Annotated in this window: 10 protein-coding genes; 7 read left to right on the top strand and 3 right to left on the bottom strand. The window is 58.0% G+C overall.

The window, feature by feature from the left end; translation table 11 throughout:
* Window position 1 precedes the first annotated feature (1 nt).
* A complete protein-coding gene (locus tag TU81_RS13730) occupies window positions 2–751 on the top strand; it encodes an enoyl-CoA hydratase-related protein (RefSeq protein WP_048395609.1) in 750 nt (249 codons plus the stop codon).
* Between the two features lie 209 nt (window positions 752–960).
* On the opposite strand, the gene pyk is transcribed toward TU81_RS13730, so the two are convergent.
* Window positions 961–2,412, bottom strand: a complete 1,452-nt coding sequence (gene pyk, locus TU81_RS13735; RefSeq protein WP_048395611.1) for a pyruvate kinase — start codon at window positions 2,410–2,412, stop codon at window positions 961–963.
* 172 nt (window positions 2,413–2,584) lie between these two features.
* Between pyk and TU81_RS13740 the strand changes: the two genes are divergently transcribed.
* Both TU81_RS13740 and TU81_RS13745 read left to right on the top strand, forming a co-directional pair.
* A complete protein-coding gene (locus TU81_RS13740) occupies window positions 2,585–2,959 on the top strand; it encodes a tetratricopeptide repeat protein (RefSeq protein ID WP_038981930.1) in 375 nt (124 codons plus the stop codon).
* 233 nt (window positions 2,960–3,192) lie between these two features.
* Window positions 3,193–3,552 carry a PilZ domain-containing protein gene (locus TU81_RS13745; RefSeq protein WP_038981931.1) on the top strand — a complete coding sequence of 120 codons (360 nt, stop codon included), beginning with the start codon at window positions 3,193–3,195 and terminating at the stop codon, window positions 3,550–3,552.
* 156 nt (window positions 3,553–3,708) lie between these two features.
* Here TU81_RS13745 and TU81_RS13750 read toward each other — a convergent pair whose 3' ends face one another.
* Window positions 3,709–4,080 (bottom strand): DUF6124 family protein, encoded by a 372-nt coding sequence (locus tag TU81_RS13750; RefSeq protein ID WP_048395613.1) that lies wholly within the window; start codon window positions 4,078–4,080, stop codon window positions 3,709–3,711.
* 1,028 nt (window positions 4,081–5,108) lie between these two features.
* Between TU81_RS13750 and TU81_RS13760 the strand changes: the two genes are divergently transcribed.
* From TU81_RS13760 to TU81_RS13775, 4 genes are all read left to right on the top strand, one after another.
* Entirely contained in the window at window positions 5,109–8,138 is a 3,030-nt protein-coding gene (locus tag TU81_RS13760) for an Ig-like domain-containing protein (RefSeq protein WP_231983814.1), read from the top strand.
* Between the two features lie 151 nt (window positions 8,139–8,289).
* Window positions 8,290–11,910: a Tc toxin subunit A gene (locus tag TU81_RS13765; protein ID WP_048395617.1), complete on the top strand. Its 3,621-nt coding sequence runs from the start codon at window positions 8,290–8,292 to the stop codon at window positions 11,908–11,910.
* 55 nt (window positions 11,911–11,965) lie between these two features.
* The gene (locus tag TU81_RS13770) at window positions 11,966–16,039 is read left to right on the top strand and encodes a Tc toxin subunit A-related protein (protein WP_048395619.1); all 4,074 of its coding nucleotides are present in this window, start codon (window positions 11,966–11,968) and stop codon (window positions 16,037–16,039) included.
* Window positions 16,032–20,336 (top strand): MSCRAMM family protein, encoded by a 4,305-nt coding sequence (locus TU81_RS13775; RefSeq protein WP_053078296.1) that lies wholly within the window; start codon window positions 16,032–16,034, stop codon window positions 20,334–20,336. Before TU81_RS13770 ends, TU81_RS13775 begins: the two co-directional genes overlap by 8 nt.
* A 23-nt stretch (window positions 20,337–20,359) precedes the next feature.
* Here the strand turns inward: TU81_RS13775 and TU81_RS13780 are convergent, their stop codons facing one another.
* Window positions 20,360–21,691 carry a DUF58 domain-containing protein gene (locus tag TU81_RS13780; protein ID WP_048395623.1) on the bottom strand — a complete coding sequence of 444 codons (1,332 nt, stop codon included), beginning with the start codon at window positions 21,689–21,691 and terminating at the stop codon, window positions 20,360–20,362.
* Between the last annotated feature and the right edge of the window lie 21 nt (window positions 21,692–21,712).

Genomic DNA, 21,712 nt, shown 5'->3' on the forward strand with positions numbered 1-21,712 from the left:
CATGCCCGATACCATCCGATTTGAACGCGAGCGCGGCCTGCTGACCCTGCGCATCAATCGCCCCGAGAAGAAAAACGCCCTGACTCGCGCGATGTACAGTCACCTGGCCGAGGCCCTGAAACAAGCCGATACCGATCCTGAAATCAATGCGGTGTTGATCACCGGTAGCGCTGAGTGTTTCACCGCCGGCAACGACATCTTTGATTTCCTTCAGCAACCCCCAAGCAACCTCGACAGCCCGGTGTTCCACTTCATGCTCAATTTGCTGGAGTGCCGTAAACCGGTGATCGCCGCCGTAGCCGGTGCGGCGGTGGGGATTGGTACGACGATGCTGCTGCATTGCGATCTGGTTTACGTCAGCACGGATGCGCGGTTGCGCATGCCATTCGTCAATCTTGGTTTGTGCCCGGAGTTTGGTTCCAGCCTGATCCTGCCGCGTCTGCTCGGGCATGCCAAAGCCGCGCAATTGTTGCTGCTCGGCGAAGCGTTCAGTGGTGAGCAGGCGGCGGCGTGGGGGATAGCGACTGAAGCCTTGGGCAGTGGCGAAGCGGCGTTGGCCAAGGCGCGGGAGATGGCGTTGCGTTTGGAGGCGTTGCCAGCGGAGGCGGTGCGCATCAGCAAGCAATTGATGAAAGCACCGGATCGGGAACTGGTGCGCAAGGTAATAGAAGAGGAGGGCGCGTTGTTCACCCAGCGGCTGCGTTCGCCGGAAGCGATGATGGCGTTGTCCGGATTCATCAAACGGCATTGAGTTTTTCGTTGTCTGGGCCGGCCTCTTCGCGAGCAAGCCCGCTCCCACATTGGATCTGCAGTGTTCACAGGTTTTGTGTCACCCACAAATCCCCTGTGGGAGCGGGCTTGCTCGCGAAGAGGCCAGACCGAACAACATCTCTTTCGGATCAGAATGCAAAAGCCCCACCATTCACATGGCGGGGCTTTTGTTTTTCAGCGAGCGATCACTCAGACCATCGGGTCGCCAACGTGCAGGATTTTCATCCCGTTGGTGCCGCCGGTGGTGTGGTAGCTGTCGCCCTTGGTCAGGATGACCCAGTCGCCTTTCTCGACCACACCCAATTTGAGCAACTCGTCGATCGCGGCCTGGCTGACTTGCTCAGGCGGCAGCGATGCCGGGTCGAACGGTACGGTGTAGACGCCACGGAACATGGACGCGCGCGCCTGTGTTTCGCGGTGCGGGGAGAACGCGTAGATCGGCACCGAGGAACGGATGCGCGACATGATCAACGGCGTGTAGCCACTTTCGGTCAACGCGATAATCGCCTTCACGCCCGGGAAGTGGTTGGCGGTGTACATGGCCGCCAGCGCGATGCTCTGGTCGCAGCTTTCGAAGACTGTGCCGATACGGTGGCTGGAGGTCTTGCTGGTCGGGTGCTTTTCAGCACCGACGCAGATGCGCGCCATGGCCTGTACGGCTTCCAGCGGGTACAAACCGGCAGCACTTTCGGCCGAAAGCATTACGGCGTCGGTGTAGTCGAGCACGGCGTTGGCTACGTCGGACACTTCGGCGCGGGTTGGCATCGGGTTCTGGATCATCGACTCCATCATCTGGGTCGCGACGATCACAGCCTTGTTGTGGCGGCGTGCGTGCAGAATGATTTTCTTCTGAATGCCTACCAGCTCGGCGTCGCCGATTTCCACACCCAAGTCACCACGGGCAACCATCACCGCGTCGGAGGCTTTGATCAGGCCGTCGAGGGTTTCGTCGTCGGCCACGGCTTCGGCGCGTTCGATCTTCGCCACCAGCCAGGCAGTACCGCCGGCTTCGTCGCGCAGTTGACGGGCGTATTCCATGTCGGCGGCGTCACGTGGGAAGGACACCGCGAGGTAGTCGACTTCCATTTCGGCTGCGAGCTTGATGTCGGCCTTGTCTTTCTCGGTCAGGGCCGGTGCGGTCAGGCCGCCACCGCGACGGTTGATGCCTTTGTGGTCCGACAGCGGGCCGCCGATGGTCACGGTGCAATGCAGCTCGGTGGCGGTGGCGGTATCGACGCGCATGACCACGCGGCCGTCGTCGAGCAGCAGCTCGTCGCCCACGCCGCAGTCTTTCACCAGGTCCGGGTAGTCGATGCCGACCACTTGCTGGTTGCCTTCGGTCAACGGATGGCTGGTGGAGAAGGTGAATTGATCACCGATCTTCAGCTCGATCTTTTTGTTGGCGAATTTGGCGATACGAATTTTCGGGCCTTGCAGGTCACCCAGCAGGGCGACGAAGCGGCCATGCTTGGCGGCTAGGTCACGCACCAGCTTCGCGCGAGCCTTGTGCTCGTCGGGGGTGCCGTGGGAGAAGTTCAGACGGGCGACGTCCAGGCCAGCAAGAATCAACTGTTCGAGAACTTCCGGCGAGTTACTGGCCGGGCCAAGGGTAGCGACGATTTTGGTACGACGGACGGACATGCAAAGACTCCTGAGTTCAAGCGCAAGCAGAGGCTACTATGGTCTTTGGGTGTAGTCATTGTTCGTTTGCACTACTTATTGCTTTCTTTATTGAACCCGACAACTTTGCAGCAAGCCCTCCTGAAGATTTCCGACAACGGGTCGATACAGAGCTCAAGACAGGAGATCCCCCATGCGATTCGTGCTCATTGCCGTTCTTGCCCTCAGTGTTGTGGGCTGCACCCGTTGGTCGATGAACCATCATTTGAATAACGCCTACAGCGCCTATGAGCGCGGCAACTGCGAGCAAGTGATGCTCGAACTGTCCAAGGTCGAGCGCGCCAGCCGCGCACGGCCTTATGTGTGGCCGGAAGTGTCGATGATGCGCGGCCAGTGCCTGGAGCGGCAGAAAATGTTTGTCGACGCGGTCCAGACTTACCAGTTCATCATCGCCTCGTACCCGCAGAGCGAATACGCGTATCGCGCCCGTGCCCGCCTGGAAACCTTGCAGAGCCTGGGGCATTACCCGACTCGCAGTGCGGCGGCGGTGCGCCCGACCCGGTTCTGATTGAAGCGGCTGGCTGACCGGCGGCGGTGAGCTATAGTCGAATAGATCGGTTTAGAGCCTTGTTTCTAATTCGAGGTAACACCTGTGATCGGCAGCAGTAAGCGGCAGCGGATGGATGGACTGTCGCACCAGGATCGGGGAGAGCGCGGCTTATGCCTATAAAGCAGTAGAGCAGGCCCCGTTCCGAAGCATTAGTGCGGCCCTGCTTAAGGGCCTTGCGTAGCGAAATCAGCATGTTCACTGACCGCCGGATCGAGCGGCATCAACTGCCGTATTTTCTCAAAGTGTTCAACAGCGTCACCGACAAGCCCATTGGCTTTCTGGGCAATCTGTCCGAGGACGGGCTGATGTTGATCAGCCAGTTGCCAATGATGGTGGGCGCCGATTTTAATCTGCGCCTGAAAATCCCCATGGATGGCCATTGTCAGCAGGTGATCGACCTCAATGCCTGCTGCCTGTGGTGCCACGAGGACGAAACCCCTCACCACTATGACGCCGGCTTCAGCCTGCAACAGGCACCGCCGGAATATGGGCAATTGGTCGAGGCACTGAAGCAGTACTTCAGTTTTCAGCCTTTGCCGGCCTCTGCCTGAACGGCAAAAAGATCGCAGCCTGCGGCAGCTCCTACATTGAACGTATTCGCCGCCAGTAACGCGGATGAACGTAGGGATTGATGTTCGCCGCACTATCGCGGACGAACGTCAATCCCTGTAGGAGCTGCCGAAGGCTGCGATCTTTTGATCTTGACGTTACGTCGGCTTAATCGCCCGCTCGCTTTCCAGCAACCTCTCCGCCAACAACAACCCCATCTCACTCATCTGATAAATCGCCATCGCCAGATGCCGCGGCTTGTCGTCCAGGCTTTCAGCCAGGTCGAGCAGCAGAATGCTCACCGAAGAAAAGGTTTCGTAGGTCTGGATGGCGAGGGCTTCGGGGTTGGCATCAGGTACGACGGTGAACATTTTCATGGCACGGTCCTGGGATGAGCGCAGCGATTCGATATCGGGTTTGAGGTAGTGGTCGAGGGCCTTTTCGGCGGCGGCGTGGAGCTTTTTTGAATCGAGGGAGGCGTAGGGGGAAATCGGGTCGGTTTCTGGGGGATTTGGAGTTGCTTTGAACATAAACGTAAATCCTCTAATGGGGCTGCCACCGTCTCGCGACTAAACGAGGGGGTGGCGGCTGTACGCAGGTTAGTCGACCGGGAAGGATTACGAAAAAACCGGCGCGCCCGAGGGCGCCCTGCGCACAGCCACCATCGAGTGCGGGGATAGGGAATACCCGACTGGATGACGCTTATGCACCTTTCGTAATACCTGCCCGGGCGACTAAACCCGGCCGCTGATTGGCAGCGACGCGGATCAAGTTACGGGGCAACGCCAAGGTGCACAAGCCGGCGGATTCTGGCGGATCTGTAGGCAAAGGCGCAAGACGTTGTAGTTTTCAGCCGATGTCCAGAGCTCATTCGAAATTAAAACGTCCATTTATATGTGGTTTTGATATTGATGACTGTCAGTTCTGATAGTGGTCGCTCTTTCTGAATTGAGTTAGGTTTTCAGCGTGTAATTCGCTTTTATTTGGAGGGTGCTGAAATGAGCGGCGAAGTTAATAATGAAATAAGTGAAGAGGAACTACTTAACGAGGATTTTTGGGCGGGCGCACCAACGGCCGAAGTTTTTTGTCAGCACTCTCGTGTTCCACAGTTGCAGGGATGGATGACGTATCAATACAAAAAGTCAGCGAATGGAAGCACGATACACACTAGAACTTTACGGTACAGGATGACGACCCGATACCAGAATTGGTACCGGGCAAACATGGACTTTAGGGTTAGGTCCTCGAATGAAAAACTCGAGAAGTCACCGGATTCACTCCATCAGGATGGTGAGTGGCATAACTATGTAAAATATGTTGACGTTGTCGCTGCTTCTTCAGGGTTGTATGTAAATATCATGTGCCAGTTCGATGGAACAAATAATGACGGTAATATGTGGGGTAACGAACAGCATCACGTTTTTTAGAATTTATGGCGGCAAGCGTGACTGCCTATTGACCTGTCCCCGTTAAACTCTCTTTTTTGTGTGGTTGTGAGTTTGCTTGAGCGGTTGTATTAAATAACAACGTTTGATAACTGCTTTTAAGGGGCGTTTCAATGTCTCAGAAATATGATGAAGGGGTTGAACCCACTAACGCAGTCATTAGTTCCCCTCAGGACTATGCCACGATACCTATTGTCGCTCTTTCGGTCAGCGGAACCACCAGCCTTGGTGATTCGATGCCCATTTTGGTGAGCCTGTACAGCGGGACGACGTTCGTCGGAGGCACGACCGCTGCAATAAATGGTAGTACATGGGGTGTTACGTTAAATGGACCATATGCGCCAGGTGCTTATCGGTTGGAGGTATACCAGGCATTAGCAACCTCCATCACCCTCAATTTGCAAGTACCCGCACCGGTCATAGACAGCCCTTCCGGAGAAATACTGACACCACAATTCACGGTAGAAGGACGTGGTGCCGTGAACAGCAGCACGATTATCGTCTATAACGCCGCTGATAACCGGCCGTTGAGAGAAGATGTGTGGCAGTCAGGAGAGCGCTGGATGGCGACTGTCACCCTGCCAAGCGAGACGCAACCCCTGACGTTCTACGCCAGGCAGCAAATCGGAAGCTACTTTTCCGTCAACTCCAATCAGAAGACGGTGACCTTGTTGAGGGTGGCACCGGTCATCGACTCCCCGAAACCGGGTGAGGTTGTGGCGGTAGGTAGCCAGCTTTCACTAAAAGGACGGGGCACGCCGGATAAAACAATAAACGTCATGACACCCGGCGGGGGAATTCTGCACGCAACGGCAACGGTTAAAGCTAATCGCACGTGGGATGCGGAGTTCAATCTGGCCAACTACCCAAATGGCGGTACCGTTGAGATAACGGCGGGACATCTCAATATGAATGATTGGTCACCGCCACAATCTTTCATTTTGCTTGGCAAGCCAACGATTACCACCCCGGGTAATGGCGCTGTTACCGATCCGCGAGGGCCGATATCCGGAGGTGGTGGCACTTCGGGCGCGATGGTCGAGGTGTTCAAGGATCTAGATCATTCGTTCAAGGTCGGACAGGGGACCGTAGGCCCGAACGGGCAGTGGAACATTACGACGTTCACCAGAGATATGCCCCCTGGTCCGTTTTCGATTGTCGCGCGACAAACCTTACAAAGTGTCCCATCCAGTATCAGTGATCCTCGGGCGGTCAAGGTTCGTCCACCTGCCTTGACCGCCCCCACTGTCACCTTCCCGACCGAAACCACCGTGAAGTTTTCAGGTACTGGCCATACCGGCGCAACGGTCGAGATCACCGTGGTCAGCGGGCCAGGTGGAACGGCGCCACCTGCTGTCCAGGTAACAGGAGGGCAATGGGAAACGACAGCAACCAACTGGCCTTTTGGCAATTATCAGCTGACGGCGATGCAGAAGGTTTCCGACAATGCCGGTGGCTGGATAACCTCGCAACCATTCTCTTTTGCCGTCGCGAGGGGAATGCCGGATGTGAGCGATGTGAGGTACACGACCGACTATCAGCCGACCTTTTCGGGCAAAGGCTTTACCAGTGCCACGGTGAGGTTTTTTGACGAAGGCGGTGCCACCCATCCCGCTCCTGATGCGATTGTGGCCGGCGGCCAGTGGTCGAGCAGGGCATCCGCGGTGTGGGGGCCGACGTTCGAACGACCTGTGCATATCAAGCAGTTCGTAGGCGATCAATGGTCGCCGAACTATGTCACTGTCAAAGTCACCATCCCGCCCTTGGCGCCCGGCCTCGACGCGCCTGTAGAGAACGGCCTGTCGCCACAGCTCAGTGGTACTTGCTGGCCAGGTGCTGTGGTGAATGTCAAATACAGTGACAGCGCCACGGTGCATCGTCCTTCTGGCAACAACGGCACCTGGACATTTCGACGCGATACGCCGTTTGCAACGGAAATCACCCATACCGTCACCGTCACCCAGGTCAGCGCCGAGCAGACTTCCCAGGAATCGTCCAAAACCTTCGTGGTGTATGCACCCATTCCCAAACCCGTGATCAGATACCCCACCGCCAACTCGGAGGTGGGCCGTGACGTCACCGTTTGGGGGCAGGACGGCATGGCCGGGGCGACGATGCAATTGCGTGATGCTCAGTTCGGCAGGGATTTGGGCTCGCCCGAAACACTCACAAGCAACGGTGAGTGGCCGATTGATCTCAGGACTCTGGATTTTCGTCGCTACACCATCGACGCAAAGCAGGTGCGCAATGGTCGGGAATCCGAGCGCAGTGTTCCTTGCGTTTTTGACGTGGTGCTCTTGCCACCGGCCATCGAAGTGCCGCAGCAAGGCGGGAAACTGCCGCGAACCTCAAAGCTGTCAGGGACAGCAATGCCGGGCGGGCGGGTCGAAGTCCTGCTGGAGGGCGTGAACGAGCCTTTGCTCAGGGATATTCCAGTGGACGCCGATGGTCGCTGGGAAGGCCAAGTGACGTTGCCGGTCGGCACCAAAACCCTCCGGGCCCGGCAAACCTTTGAAACCCAGAGTTCCAAAGACAGCCTTCCACTGACCTATAGCGTCGTGCCGGCCGCACCGTTTATCGAAACCCCGGCCACGGGCGAGCACATCGGTCGGCGGGTAGTGGTGTCAGGCTTCGGCGTGCCGGGGGATACGGTCGCGGTGAAACTGGCCGGCGCCGGGCGCATGGTGCAGGGACGAAGCCCGGTGCTTGAGGACCGTACCTGGTCGGTGACGGTGGACATCGATCTGCCCGGTGGTCGCTATGGTGTGGTGGCCGTGGCCTCGTATGGCGAATTCGACTCAGAAGACTCTCCCGAGCGCCCCGTTCTGTTGGGGACGTTTATGCCGGCTTTTGACCTGCCGGCAGCCGGACACTGGCCCGGCCATCCGGTCAGCTTTAAAGGCCAGGGCAGGCCGGGCAGCGGGCAAGTGGTGAGTTGGTATAACCCTGAGCAAATGTGGACGCCTGTTGTGCCTGTCAACGTCGGGGGCTGGCAAGGCGGGGCATCGCAGACGCTGCCCCAGGGCGGCAATTGGTGCCGGTTCAAGCAATCCATTACCGATAACGCGGACGGCGCAACGATATCTGACTGGGTCGAAAGCAAACGCTTCGAAGTGTTGCCGGGGACTTCCACGGAGCCCTGAGCCCAAGCTTCCTGATGAACGGTCATCATTACTGTCATTTCTGGCAGTATGCGGTGGCCGGCTTGTGGCGCCAAATCTTCATTGACAGAACGTATGGCCTGACGGGTTCGTCAGGCTGTTCAGGATCGTTATCGACCCAAGGAACCTGATCATGGCTGACTCTAGCGATCGCGACTCCAGCGACCACCCTGCCTTGCAACTGTTTCAGCAGGTGTTTAAGGATGAAAAACATGCCGAGCTGGAGGCTTACTTTAAAGAGGGCGGCTCCATCTTTCCTTTGGTGGAAAAGGGCGTCCAGGCACTGGTCAGCGAATACGGGGTGAACGATAAAGATTCCCGGCAGTTTTTGCGCCGGGCCAACAGCCTGGCCACCTATGTGCGTCGCCAGTTCATCGAACACAGGCTGACGGGCAACCGACAGCACGCAGCAGGGCCTTCGAGTGGATTGCTGTCGATGGTTGCCGGGCCCAGTTATGAGCGGCTGTTCGCCACACCTTTTGATGAGCTATGCCCACCGGATGCCCTGGAGTCCTGCGCTTCGCCGGTTGCGTATCTGATCGAGCTGTTGCGGTGGATCCGCGACCGTATCGAGCCCTATGGCGTCGCCGAGCAAAAATACCCGCTGCATGATCGCCGCAAAGACTTGAAGCTGTTGTCTGTGGATTTCAACGCGGTGCATCAAGCGGTGTCCTCGGTCGACATCATCGTTGCGGTGCTGGAAAAATTCATCACCGAGCATGGACCGAAGCAAGATCTTGAAGAGGCCTTGATCCAGGCACGTTATCCGAACGGACTGCCTTATTACCAGCACTGGGTATCCATTGACGCCGTCGCGCGCCACCACGGTCTGTCGGTCGGCAACTTTGTGCACATGATCGACTTGTCTTCCCCCTACTTTCTGCAAACCGGAGCCTGGGATGTCGATGCAGGGCGTGCTCTGGCCCATGCGTCACGACTGGGGCCTTACCAGCGCAAGTTGCTGACGGAACCGCCCGCAGCGATCGTGGACAGGGACGACTTTTACCTGAAAAACTTCGGTGCTGAAGGCCTGGCGTGGCAAAACCTCAATCAGGTGCCGTTCTTCGGTGAACGGACGAAACTTGATACGCCGGGAATCGAGGCCTTGCTGTCGGTTCGTGGTTTTGCTCCCGTACGTTCAGCCAATGTGACATACGCCGGGGCTGCACCCGTAGACCCGGAAAGCGAGCGCTCCGGTTCGGTTTACCTCAATGCCAATGTGGCACCCGCTGTCAGCATCACCAGTACGGGTGATGGCCCATCGTTCCTTCATCGATTATCAGTGAGTCCCACAACAGCCGAGGGTCTTGCCCGATATGACCGGATGAACCGCAAGGTGCGTCTGGACAACTGGCTGGAACTGCCCAGCGATCAGGTGGATGCATTGCTGGTGGCAGCCATTAGAGCTGAAGTGCGCGGTGGTGCGGATGAAGACGCTTGGTGGATTTCCGACAACGTGGTGCATGCGCTGGGCCTGTTCCAGTCACTGCGCGAGCGCTATGGCTGTACGGCGCAGGACTTCGCAGCGTTTATCGACGAAATGTCGGTTTACGGTCGCGGGGAAACGCTTTCGCAGTTTGATCAGGTCTTCAATAACCGGGGTGACTATAGTCAACCCTTGAAGCTGGATGACCAGCCGTTCCCGGTGTTGCCCGTCGAGGGGGCGACTGATTTGACGGTTAACCAATTGTGCAGCGGCTTGGGGATTGATCCGCAGACTTACCGTTACCTGGCCCTGGCGATTGCCCAGGCACACGAACTGGGCGAAACACTCAAACGCAGCCCGGCGGTCATTTCCAGTTTTTACCGTCTGGTGAAACTGCCGCGATTGCTGGGAATCACTCCGGTGGAAGGCGTGTTGATGTTGAACTTGCTGGGAGGGGAGGACTGGCTCAAGGGCCTGGCCGGCTTGCCTCAAATCAACACGACCCCGGGCGGCACGCCGGATGTACTGAACCTTATCTATGCCCTGCATTCCTGCGTGGGCTGGTGCCGGGATCGTGACCTGCCGGTGCTGTGGATGCTGCAACAGGTGTCTGCACCGGCCCCCTTGAGCGTGGCCTCTGAACCTGAGCGACAACTGTTCGAGCAAGTTCGCAATCTGCTGCCGGTTGCGCTGTTTACCAACGCCGGGTTGTTGATGGCCGGCGTGCCACCCCTGGCGGCTGCCGACTGGCTGGACCTGTTGAGCGCTCTGGTCGATGCAGATGGTCTGGTACTGCCACCGCCGGGATCGGAATCCGACTACGTGACGTTTGCCCGGGAACAATTGGACAGGGCGGTCAAGGATGGTCTCGGTGACATCGATGCCACATTGCGGGCTGCGATTGTCGAGCAAATGCTTGGCGTGCTCTTGCAGGTCAGGGAGGCGCAGGTGTCGGTGGTCAAGGAGTGTCTGGCGGTATATGCCGGCGTTGATGCAGAGCAAGCGATACGGGTGCTGAACTGGGCAAACGCCACGGTGCACCTGCTGTTACGGCAAGTGCTTGAGCGAACCGGCCTGACAGCTGACGAATCCGTGCGGGGGCGCAACGAACAGCCGGATCCGTTACTCATGTTGTTGGCTGATGTGCGGCGTCGTAGCGCAGTCGTGGTGAAACTGGGCCTGAGTGCCGTCCTATTACAGGACTATCTGGATTACGGCCACAAGGCCTGGCTGGATCAGGACGACAAACACGCGTTCACGGTGAGAACCCTCTACTACCTTTCGACGCTCACCCGGGCGTTTGAACTGAGCGAACAGCCGTCGCAGAAACTGCTCGACTACCTGCGTCAAGTCAACGCATTGCCTGACGTTTCGGGAGATGCGCTGTGGCTGGCGCAGCAGGCGGCTTCCATCAAGTTGGCCGAGTTTTTTGGCTGGAGCGTTCAGGAAGTGCGCGAGTGTGTCAGCCGCATTGACTCATCCAACCTCAAAGTCCTGAAAAATCTGATTCAACTGGATCTGTTGATGCGCATCCGCGTGCTGTCGGCGCACAGCGGCATGGATGCGCTGACGATTTTCCTGATCGGCTATTTGCCGGAGGCGGTTGACAAGAAGGCCTATGCCGACGCCGCCGAGCACGCCTTGCTGAGTCTGTCCGAAGCACGGGCGCCTGTTGTCCAGCTCCCCAGCGACTTGAAGCAACTCGTCCAGATGACCTGTACCGTAGATAAAACCGAGGTGGTGGCCAACAAACCGGGGGAAAAGATCACGTTTACGGTGACTCTCAAGGACGCCGCCGGAAAGCCTTTGAGTGGGGTCAACGTTTACTGGAACGCCACGCTGGGCAGCATCGCTACCAAAGCGACCTGGACGGATGGAACGGTCAAGGCGGAATTTTTTCCAGGCAAGGTGACGGGCACGGACACCCCGACCTTCTGGCTGGATTTTTTTGAGGCGGAGTACGCCCCCACCATTCGAGTTCTCTTCGAGAGCACATCGCTGACATTCCCGCCACCGCTCAAGTCGCCGGTACCGCTGGGCGTCGTGGCGCAAGGTGATGAAGTCGAGCTCTACGCCACGCTGATGGACAAGTATTTAAACCCGGGAATAAACAGCCTGGTGCGCTGGTCTGTCGAACCCGATGAGGCAAGCAAATGGGCATCGGTGGTGATCCGGCCCGAGCAGACGCTCACCAATCAGCAAGGGCTCACACGGGTGTTTGTCTCCAGCCCTACCGGCGGAACATTCACATTGAGTGTTCTCAGCGAGGGCAGTGAAACGAAAGCGCTCTTCGAACCCATTACGTTCGGCGATGTGACTTCTGCCTGAAAGCACTGACTTGCTGGACGTGCGTGCGCGACTCATACATTCAGGAGAAAGGATCATGGAACTGAACACTATTGGCGGACTGCTTGAAAAACGCCGTTCGGCGCTGGTCGAGTATTGCATCGGACAAGTCAACGAATCAGGCGGCAGGGATTACAACTTTCTAAGAACCCCGACCGACTTGTTCGAACTGTTGCGCATGGATCCGCTGGACAGCTATCCGGTGCAGAGCTCCTGGGTTGCCGAGGCGACGAGTTGCGCCCAGCAGTACATCCACGCGGTGTATCGCAAGCTGGAACCAGGGTTTGAGAAGCATCTGTTTGACAAGCGGCATCTGGCCACCTGGGAACTCTACAGCAACTATCCAGACTGGGCGGCGCTGCAACTGATCGCGCTCTACCCGGAAAATTTCATCAATCCCTTTGTACGGCAGCGTAAGACGAGCCTGTTCAAAACGCTTGAAAACAACCTCAATCAGACGCGCCTGAGCACAGACAGCGTTCAATCGGCCCTGCGCGATTATCTGCAAACGTTCGAACAGACCTGCAATCTGGACGTCATCAGTTGTTATATGGACGGTACTTCACCCGCTCGGGCGGATTACTACTTTGTCGGTCGCCAGCGGGTTGCCCCCTGTCAATACTTTTGGCGCAGGGCGCAGGTTGAACTCTCTCCCACCTGTGTCGCCATCAATCCTGCGGCGTGGGATGAATGGCAACCCGTGGATATTCCCGCAGGGATGAAGGTACTGGATATTCGCCCAGTGTTCTGGAGCGGACGGTTGTGTCTGGTCTGGGCCGAGTGGCGCGACAAGGTGGCCGGTCAGCAGGAGGGCGAATTCCTGCCGCACAAACTGGACATCAATCTGGCCTTCATGACGCAGAACGGCCAGTGGGCGGCTCCCCTGAACATGCACAGTTCCGAGCATAACGAGGATAAAACCGAGGGAACCCGGTTGATTGCAACAGTGTGGGCCGATCGGCATAACCCCAAGGGCAAACTGGGTGTTTTGTTGACCGACGGCAAGGCTGGCGCGCAATCGCTCAAGGTGTTCGCTGTACGCGATGTGCTGTTCCGCCCTGTGGTCGAAGATGATGGCGGCTGGCTGGAGCACGCGGCGAACCATCGGTTTGTCGACGCCGGGACGGCTCAGCACCCGCTGATGAATCAACCGTCCATTGTCACCACTGTAGAGGCGCAAGGCAGCCTGGCGCCTTTTCTGGATCTGCAAGCCGTGGCATTTCGTGTTGGCGACGATGATGTTCTTGTTGTTCAGGGGCTTTGCAGAGCAACGGGGTTGAGCGGAAATGCGGCACCGCTGGAGTTGATCCTGGTCGATAAAACTGATGCAGACCCGGAGCCGATCAAGGCTTGCTTCCCGATTGCTGGTGGTTGGAGCACTGAATGGCAGGTCTTCAGACGCCCCAAAGGTTCATGGGCGCAGCCGACCACCTTCACATTGGGAGCTGCCACAACCTACGGACGGAAAAAATTTGAACTGACCATCATCAACGTCACGGACTTCACCCCTGCAGCACTGCTTAAAAACACTGTTGATGCGGCGCAATTTCTCTCTCTCAAGCAGCCGGGGCTGAAACTCGAATATGCCCGTCTGAACTCGTTGTTCGGCCCCGAGCTGGTGCAGCGTTCCAACATTTCCGTCGATGCCGTGCTTGACTGGGACACACAATTCCTGGCCGAGCCGCCCCCCGCCTTGGGCCCGATCAATGAGCCGAACGGGGCGTTCAACGGCGCCAACGGCCTGTTTTTCTGGGAGCTGTTTTTTCACCTGCCACACCTGGTGGCTACACGCTTGCGCGCAGAGGACCGCTTTCTGGAGGCGCAGAGCTGGTTGCATTACCTGTTTGATCCGCAGGCGCCGGCTGACCCTGAAGCACCTCCAAAACCGTTGTACTGGCGCTGCCGGCCACTGAATGGTCCCGGAAATCTGGGGTGTGAGGTCGAGGCGCCGACCGATCCCGACGCTATAGGCTATTCGGCGCCCAGGCATTTTCAGATTCTGGTGTTCACCGAGTACGTCAACAACCTGATGACCTGGGGGGACTGGTATTACCGCCAGCTCACCCGTGACAGCCTGGTGGCGGCCAAGTTGTGTTACGTGCAGGCCGAGTTTCTGATGGGCAAGGCTCCTTCGGCGCGCACAGTGAACCGTTGGCAGACAGACACGGTCGAGAGCCTATTGAACAAGAGCGGGTCGCGCCCGGCCCTTGAGCAGTTTGAATGGAATCTTGAATTCAGCCTGGCGGACTTTCCTGCCGCCTCCGATACCGCGCCACAGCTTGGGCTGCTGGCAAACGAGCCCTTTGAACTGCCGGTCAATCAGAGACTGCTCGACCTCTTCGCCTTGCCCGGCCAGCGTTTGCATAACCTGCGCAACAACCTCACCCTCGACGGCAAGCCCCTGCAGATTCCACTCTTCAGCCCGCCCACAGACCCCAATCAGTTGCTGCGTGACTTGGCGGTCGGTGGTGTTGGTACTGCGCGACCGATGGGTGGACGACTGGTGGTGGGCGCTTTCCGCTGGCGCGTTACGTTTGAGGCCGCTTTGCGCGCCGTACAGACCCTGCAGGAATACGGCAATCAGGTACTGAATCTGCTTGATCGACGGGATCGGGCCGAACAGGAAGAAATGCAGCAAAACCATCTGGTGGAACTGGGAACGTACGCCCAGACCGTGCAGGAGCAAACCATCACCCAACTGGAAGCAAATGTGACTGCACTGGGGCAGAGCCGGATCATGGCGCAGGAGCGGGCCGAGGCATATGCGCGACTCTATGACGAAAACGTGTCAGCGGTTGAATACGACGTTATGGAAAGCCTGCAACAGTCAAAAATAATGGCGCTCACGTCCGCAAGCATCAAACCCGCAGGCGCGGTGCTTGCCTCTTTACCCAACGTTTTTGGGTTGGCCAATGGTGGGCATCGCCTGGATAAAGTTGTCGATGCGGTGTGCTTCGGATTGGACGTTGCCTCGGCGGTGATGCAACTGGATGCGGAAAAACAAGCCACCACTGAAGCTTACCGTCGTCGTCGCGCCGAATGGGAGCTGCAACGCAATCAGGCCATGGCGGAGATCCGCGCCATTGATGAGCAAATCACGGCGCAGACTCATGCGGTCACCGCGGCCCGATCAAGCCTTGCACAAACCCTCAGGACCAACGCTCAGGCAGTGACCGTTTACAACTTCCTGAAAAAACGTGCGACCAATGCCGAGTTGTACGGTTGGTTGCTGGGTCAGCTCAAGGCCTTGCACTACCAGGCTTACGATGCGGTGGTCAGCCTGTGCCTCAATGCCCAGGCTTCGCTGAGTGCCGAAACCGGCGACTACGACTCGGCCATTCCCTTGCCCCAGGTGTGGCTGGACAACCGCCACGGCCTGACGGCAGGCGAACACCTGCGCGGGCATTTGCTGCGCATGGAACGTGAATACCTGCAACGGCATGAACGACGGCTGGAGCTGGTCAGAACCATTTCCTTGCGGCAGTTGTTTGAAGACAAGGTCGATCCGCAGACGGGCATCGACAGTTGGGAATCCGCGCTACAGCAGTTGCAGGACAGGGGGACTCTGGAATTCAGCCTCACCCAGTTGCTGTTCGATCGCGATCATCCGGGCCACTACTGCCGACAGATCAGTTTGGTCGAGATCGATCTGCCGGTGCTGACCGGGCCTTACGAAGACGTGCGTGCCACGCTGCTGCAGATCAGCAGCATGACCGCGACCAAGGCAACGGCCCAGTCGGTGAAGTACTTGCACCAACCGCAGGGCGGTGTTGCGCCTGCCGATGTGCAAGTCAATCTACGCAGCGGCCAGCAAGTGGCCTTGTCGATGGGGGTTGCCGCCAACGGCATGAGCGCGATGAAGCCGGATGAAGGTTTGCTCAACCCTTTTGAATGCACAGGCGTGGTTTCTCGCTGGGCCCTGAACTTCCCGTGGCAGAAAAAAGAGCCGCAGCTGTCCATGTTGCTCTCGTTGACGGACATCATCGTACGCATTCGTTACACGGCCAAAGCAGGCGAGCCGACCTTCACACGCAAGGTGCAGGACATGGTCACTCAGGCCGAAACCGCCGCGCAAAACAAAACGCTCAAGGGAGTAGGCAGCCATGCGTGAACCGATCATTCAGGCCAATCAGAGCCTGGTGCTCAATGGCGATTTCACCCAGGGGTTCAGCCAATGGGTCAAAGGCCCGGTCAACCCGGCTTGGCTCGGCGTGGAAGCAGAAATGTACGACGGTCAAATGACGCGTTTCCTGGTGGCCGGTAATGAGTCTTCGGTCAGGCAGGACCTCATCGTTCCCAAAGACCTTGATGCGAAGGCGCGGTATTTCCTGAGCTTTCTGTGCGAGACACGCCACAGCGAAGCCGGTCTGCTGCGCATCGGCATTTATGGATCGCCCGACGACACATTGGACATCGAGCTGTTACCGGGCAAGCAGCGCGATCCTGATCAGGATCAGAGGCGTCTGGCCAATGGGCAACCGTTGGACTTCCTGCCAACACCGTACAACGTCGAACTGCAACTGCCGCTCAAAAGTCAGGAGAAGATTCAGGTCAGTGTGTTCAGCCCGAAGAATGATCCCCAGGACTATGTCTCGAAAATCTGCATTACCCGTATCAAGCTCCATATGCATCTGGAACCGGCAGTGATGCAAACGTTGATGCTTGACGAGGAGCCGGTGCCTCCGTCCGGGCCCTTGCACCTGTGTCTGGGGGCCTCGGCGAGCCTGGCTCATCGCCTGAAATTCGAACCCGAGCCGGACAACGCATGGCTGGGCACCCAGGCTTCCATCACCAGCGACGACAACCCGGACGGGGCGATTGTCGCGACGCCTGCCTGGGGCGTCGACCATTCACTGGAAGATAACTGGCTGCTCGATTGCCCGTGGATCGGGGATCAGGAACCCTACCTGTTTTCGATGCAATTGCTTAACCAGTACACCGCCGATGCTTACCCAGTGAGTGTGTCGCTGGGGCATCACCGGTTGGTGTTTCGTGAAGTGCTCGAGGCGGCTTATTACCCGGTGCTGGAGTACGGCCAGAGTGTTCGTCTGGGCGTAATAGTGGCTTCGTATTACACCGGCCAATCACTGAGTGGGCGTACCGTGACCTGGACGCTTGCAGGTCAGCAGGTTGAAGAGATTGCCGTGACCAATGAAGAAGGTTGGGCCTATTTTGACTATCAGCCGACTCAGGCCGGCGATTTTCTGATTGAAGCCTCGGTCGAAAGTCTCTATTACGCCGCGGGCGTAGTGACTGAAACACTGGCGGTACAGGTACTGGCGACGGATCCGTGGAAGGCGGTGCGGGCGGTCGTCGACGGCGTTGAGGCGCTCTGGGAGGAGAAAACCGGTTACCCCAATCGGGGCACGGACTATCCCCTCGACGTGAAGTTTCCCGCAGGCAGTCCACTTTTGGGCACGGAGCTGGCGCTGCACTGGAGCGGCGACTCCCATGAACAATTGGGCGTGGCCGTCAGCCCGGCGCTTGAAGTCCCGGTGCCGGTGCCTGGTGTCGAAACTGGTTGGGTGCTGAGGAGCGAAGATCGATTGGACGGTCAGTTCGAACTGTCGCTGGTCTGCTCGAAATTGCTGTTGCCCTCACCGAAAAAACGCATGTCGCTGGCGCGCAACCTGGTCAGGGTCGGCGAAGTGCGAGAGGCCAACAAGTTTCCGGTGGTGGACGAAAACGAAAGCGTTTTGTTGCGGCTACAAGTGGTGCACCAACTGGTCAGCGGCGATGGCGATCCGGTCGTCAATGCGCTGATTGACTGGATAACCCCTGAAGACAGGGTCGCGACCCGCTCGGGAGCCGATGGCTGGGCCAGTGTGCTGTATACGCCGAAACACGCCGGGGATCTGGTGGTCACGGCCAGCATCAAAGCCCATGTGGACGCCGTCGCGTTTGAGCGGCCGTTCAACGTGAAGGCGTTGGCGACCAGCCCCTGGAAAAACGAGGTCAGGATCTTGCTTGATGGTGTGGAAGTCGATCGGGCCACGCTGGGTGTGCTCTGTCGCCGTGGCCAGACCCATACGCTGAAGGTTGTCCCGGCCCCCGGTAGCCCGTGGGTCGGCAAAGCCATCAGTCTGCACTGGCGAGGTGCCGCGCCTGATATCGGGTTGGAGCCCAGTGACCTTGGAACGCCGAAGCCTCTTTTGGCAGCCGGTGTGGAATGGAAACTCGTCTCACAGGTCAGTTCGAGCACCAGCAGTCTGTTTGAACTGGAGCTGCGACTTGACGGCATTTCAGCTGTACGAGAGTTGTCCGGGCGCTTGCTCTCCGTAGATCTGACAGAAGAAATGAGCCTGGTGCTGGATCAGATTCGGGCGACGTTCAATGGTCAAACGCTTTATCCGTGTCTAGGCGCGCTGCACCGCTTTAACGTGTTGCCCCATGCTCTGAGCCCGCTGGTGGGGCTGATGGCAACGCTGACCTGGTCGGGGACGCCAGCCGATCAATTGGGCGCAACCATCAAACCGGCATTGAACCTCCCTCAACCCCTCAGCGACGCGGGCGCATTGTGGGAGTTGGACTTTACCGCCAGTCAGCAATCCGGTCAGTTTGCCTTGGCATTGGCCCTGCCTCAGTTGGCGTTTGTCGCCAGTGCCAATCCCATGGTGTTGGCGCATAACAAAGTCAGGATCGAGGCGGTGCGTGAATCGCCGGTGGATCCGGTGGTCGGGCAAGATCCCGCCTGGCTATGGGTTCGGGTGTTCTCCCATTTCACGGGGCGTGCAGTTGATCAGGTTCCGGTGACATGGCAGGCCAGTGTGGTGAAAACCGATGTCGATGGCTGGTCCGGTTTTGCTTTCGCACCCGTAGCCGCCCACCCCGAGAATCGAATAAAGGCCTCGGTGACAAGCTCCTATGACGGCTATCAGGAGGAGCGTGTCCTGCGGGTCGCTTCAATAACAGGCGATCCATGGGCAGGGCTGAAGGTTAGTTTTGATAAACAACCGTTCCAGCCCTGGGGCCAGAAAACCTGCTTCCCACGGCGTAAAGGGGAACACTCCATGGATCTGGAGGCCTCAAGTAACAGTCCATTGTTCGGTCATGACTTGACATTGGGGATGACCGCTACCGGACCTGCCGAATTGGGCATCAGCTTCTTGTCCCAAGGCCTCGGCGTACCCAGACCGTTCCACGACACCGGGTTGCAGTACCTCTTCAAGGTGGGGGATCTGAAGGACGGCAGTTTTGCGTTGCGCCTGTCGTCGCAGCGGCTGGCGAGTCTGTCGCCGGCCAATGCGATGTCGTTGGGCACAGGGGAGCAGGTGCTGAAAATCCTCATCCACGACCGTGTCCATCAAATACTGGATTGGGGGCAGGCACTGGAAGAGCAGGTCACCGTGGTATCGGCCATCAGTGGCAAACCGATGGTGGGTTGGAGGGTGAGCTGGCAAAGCGCTGATCTTGGCGTTGTGACTTCGGTGACCAACTATTACGGCGTGGCGAAAATACGTTTTATCCCCACCACGCCTGGCGCAGCAAACGTAACCGCGACAGTGGGGGATCAGCTCAATTCAGATTCAATAGCCCTGGCCTTCACGCTCAATGAACCACGCAAAGTCATTGAGTTGTATGAGCCGACCGGATCCAGAGAGCCTCCTCAAGAGTCTGAAGCTTACGCCAAGGCCAAGGTGGTTTCTGCATTGACCGGATTGCCATTGGCTGGAGTCGAAGTTTGGTGGGATTTCGCCGGACGTGCGTTGGCGCCTTCGCTGACCGATGCTGAGGGCATCGCAAGTTTGACCTTTACGTTCTCTGCGGAGGGGGATGGCATTTTATCGGCCACGGTGAAAGGCGGTTTGGGGGGCTGGGACACTATGCAGTTGTTGTATGGCGGGGTGGTGCCGGTGATTGAGTCGTTGACGAGCCTTCATACGGATATTGATTTGGGGAGGGAAGCCGATGCGGTCGTGAAGGTTGTATCCCGTACTGACGGGAGGCCGTTGGAGGGAGTGAAAATCGCATGGATACTTTCCGGGCAGTTGTTGCCAGCAACGACGACCAATGCTGACGGTAAAGCGACAATAACTGTCAAACCGGTTGAGCTGGGAGAGAACAGGCTTGTAGCGAGTGCCGGTTGGGGAGAGTCGGCATCGTTGATCTTTTATGTATTCGATCCAGCGAACACTCCACTGATCGAACGCATCACCAATCGTTCACCGCAAAACGCTGTGGGTAAGGAGGCGCGTATAGAAGTCAGAGTCGTCGGTCAGCAAACGAGACTTCCTTTGGAGCATGTGCGGGTAGCGTGGAACTATTTGAATCTGTCACTTGCCTCAGTGCGAACGAATGCCGAAGGGATTGCCGAGGTCAGGTTTACATTCCCGAGAGCGGGTAGCGCGCTGTTTCAGGCATTGGCTCGCTCCTCGCTCAAAGAATTGACCCTTGTCGTTGCGCCATAGCCTGAGAGAGGATCTGAGCGGTATTAGAGCACCCCTGCTTTCTTCCAGCTCAAGTACCGCGTCACAAGCCCCGCGCCCAGCTCCCCCGGCCGCGCATCCAGCACCGATACTCCATGAGCACTCAACCGCTCATGGAGTTCAGCCCGGGCGTTCAGATAATCCACCGTGCCGCAGTAGACCAACGTCTCGGGCAGGGTTTGCACCGGCGTATGGCGCAAGTGGTCAAGAGCCTCTTCGTGAAGGCTGACCACCAGTATCTGATGCTGCTTGCTCAGGCGTTTGACGGCAGTGAGCAGATCTTCGTCGTCTTCGTCGCGCAGGTTGGTCACCAACACCACCAGTGCCCGGCGTTTCTGTCGGGCCAATAGCTGGTTTGCAGCGGTCTGGTAGTCGGCCGGGCGTTGGCTGCTGTCGAGGTCGTAGACTGTGTTAAGCAACAATTTGAGTTGCCCTGATCCTTTGATTGGCGCGAGGTAGCGCGGTTGATTGCTGGCGAAGGTGCACAGACCCACAGCATCTCCCTGGCGCAAGGCTGCATAGCTCAACAGCAAACAGGCATTGAGCGCATGGTCGAAGTGCGACAGTTCATCATCCTGGCTACGCATGCGCCGCCCGCAATCGAGCATGAAAATGATCTGCTGATCACGCTCGTCCTGATACTCACGGGCAATCGGTGTGCGTTGGCGTGCAGTGGCTTTCCAGTCGATCTGGCGCAGACTGTCGCCTTCTCTGAATTCGCGCAGTTGATGAAACTCCAGACCCAACCCGCGGCGTTGACGTTGGCGCACGCCGAGTTGGCTGAGCCAGTTATCCACCGCCAGCAGTTGGCCACCGTAGAGGCGAGCGAAGTCGGGGTAGACGCGGGTGTTGTCGACTACGTTCAGTAGACGTTTGCCTGACCATAGGCCCATTGGGCTTGGCAGGCTGATTTCGCAGTGTTCGAAGGTGAAGTGGCCGCGCTTGAGTGGGCGCAGGCGATAGCCGATCTGGCTCTGTTGGCCGGGTTGCAGTTCGACGGACAATGGAAGGTATTCAAAGTCCAGGCCGTGCGGCACATGGTCGAAGATGTGCACGTTCAGCGGTTGTGCAAAATCGTGCTCGACCTCCAGTCGCACTTCGCCCCATCGACCGAGCGCCAGGCTGCCAGGCATTTGCCGTTGTACGTGAGGCGAGGGCAGGTTTTTGAGGCGGATGGCGTCGATGATCGCCAATGCCAGCAGTGCTGACAGTAATCCCCAGTTGATCGCCAAAAGGCTCGATGGAACTGCGATGTCCAGCGCCCGCAATGCGCCCAGCACGATGCCGATGGCCAGCAGGGTTGCGAGCCAGATCAGCAGCAGCCGGGACGGTTTCATGGTGTGACACCGTGTTGCCTG

Source organism: Pseudomonas lini, assembly GCF_001042905.1.
Classification (GTDB): Bacteria; Pseudomonadota; Gammaproteobacteria; order Pseudomonadales; family Pseudomonadaceae; genus Aquipseudomonas; species Aquipseudomonas lini.

Excerpts from the sequence above, each read along its gene's own strand:
- TU81_RS13730 (WP_048395609.1), top strand. The coding sequence starts at position 2 with ATGCCCGATACCATCCGATTTGAACGCGAGCGCGGCCTGCTGACCCTG.
- pyk (WP_048395611.1), bottom strand. The coding sequence starts at position 2,412 with ATGTCCGTCCGTCGTACCAAAATCGTCGCTACCCTTGGCCCGGCCAGT.
- TU81_RS13740 (WP_038981930.1), top strand. The coding sequence starts at position 2,585 with ATGCGATTCGTGCTCATTGCCGTTCTTGCCCTCAGTGTTGTGGGCTGC.
- TU81_RS13745 (WP_038981931.1), top strand. The coding sequence starts at position 3,193 with ATGTTCACTGACCGCCGGATCGAGCGGCATCAACTGCCGTATTTTCTC.
- TU81_RS13750 (WP_048395613.1), bottom strand. The coding sequence starts at position 4,080 with ATGTTCAAAGCAACTCCAAATCCCCCAGAAACCGACCCGATTTCCCCC.
- TU81_RS13760 (WP_231983814.1), top strand. The coding sequence starts at position 5,109 with ATGTCTCAGAAATATGATGAAGGGGTTGAACCCACTAACGCAGTCATT.
- TU81_RS13765 (WP_048395617.1), top strand. The coding sequence starts at position 8,290 with ATGGCTGACTCTAGCGATCGCGACTCCAGCGACCACCCTGCCTTGCAA.
- TU81_RS13770 (WP_048395619.1), top strand. The coding sequence starts at position 11,966 with ATGGAACTGAACACTATTGGCGGACTGCTTGAAAAACGCCGTTCGGCG.
- TU81_RS13775 (WP_053078296.1), top strand. The coding sequence starts at position 16,032 with ATGCGTGAACCGATCATTCAGGCCAATCAGAGCCTGGTGCTCAATGGC.
- TU81_RS13780 (WP_048395623.1), bottom strand. The coding sequence starts at position 21,691 with ATGAAACCGTCCCGGCTGCTGCTGATCTGGCTCGCAACCCTGCTGGCC.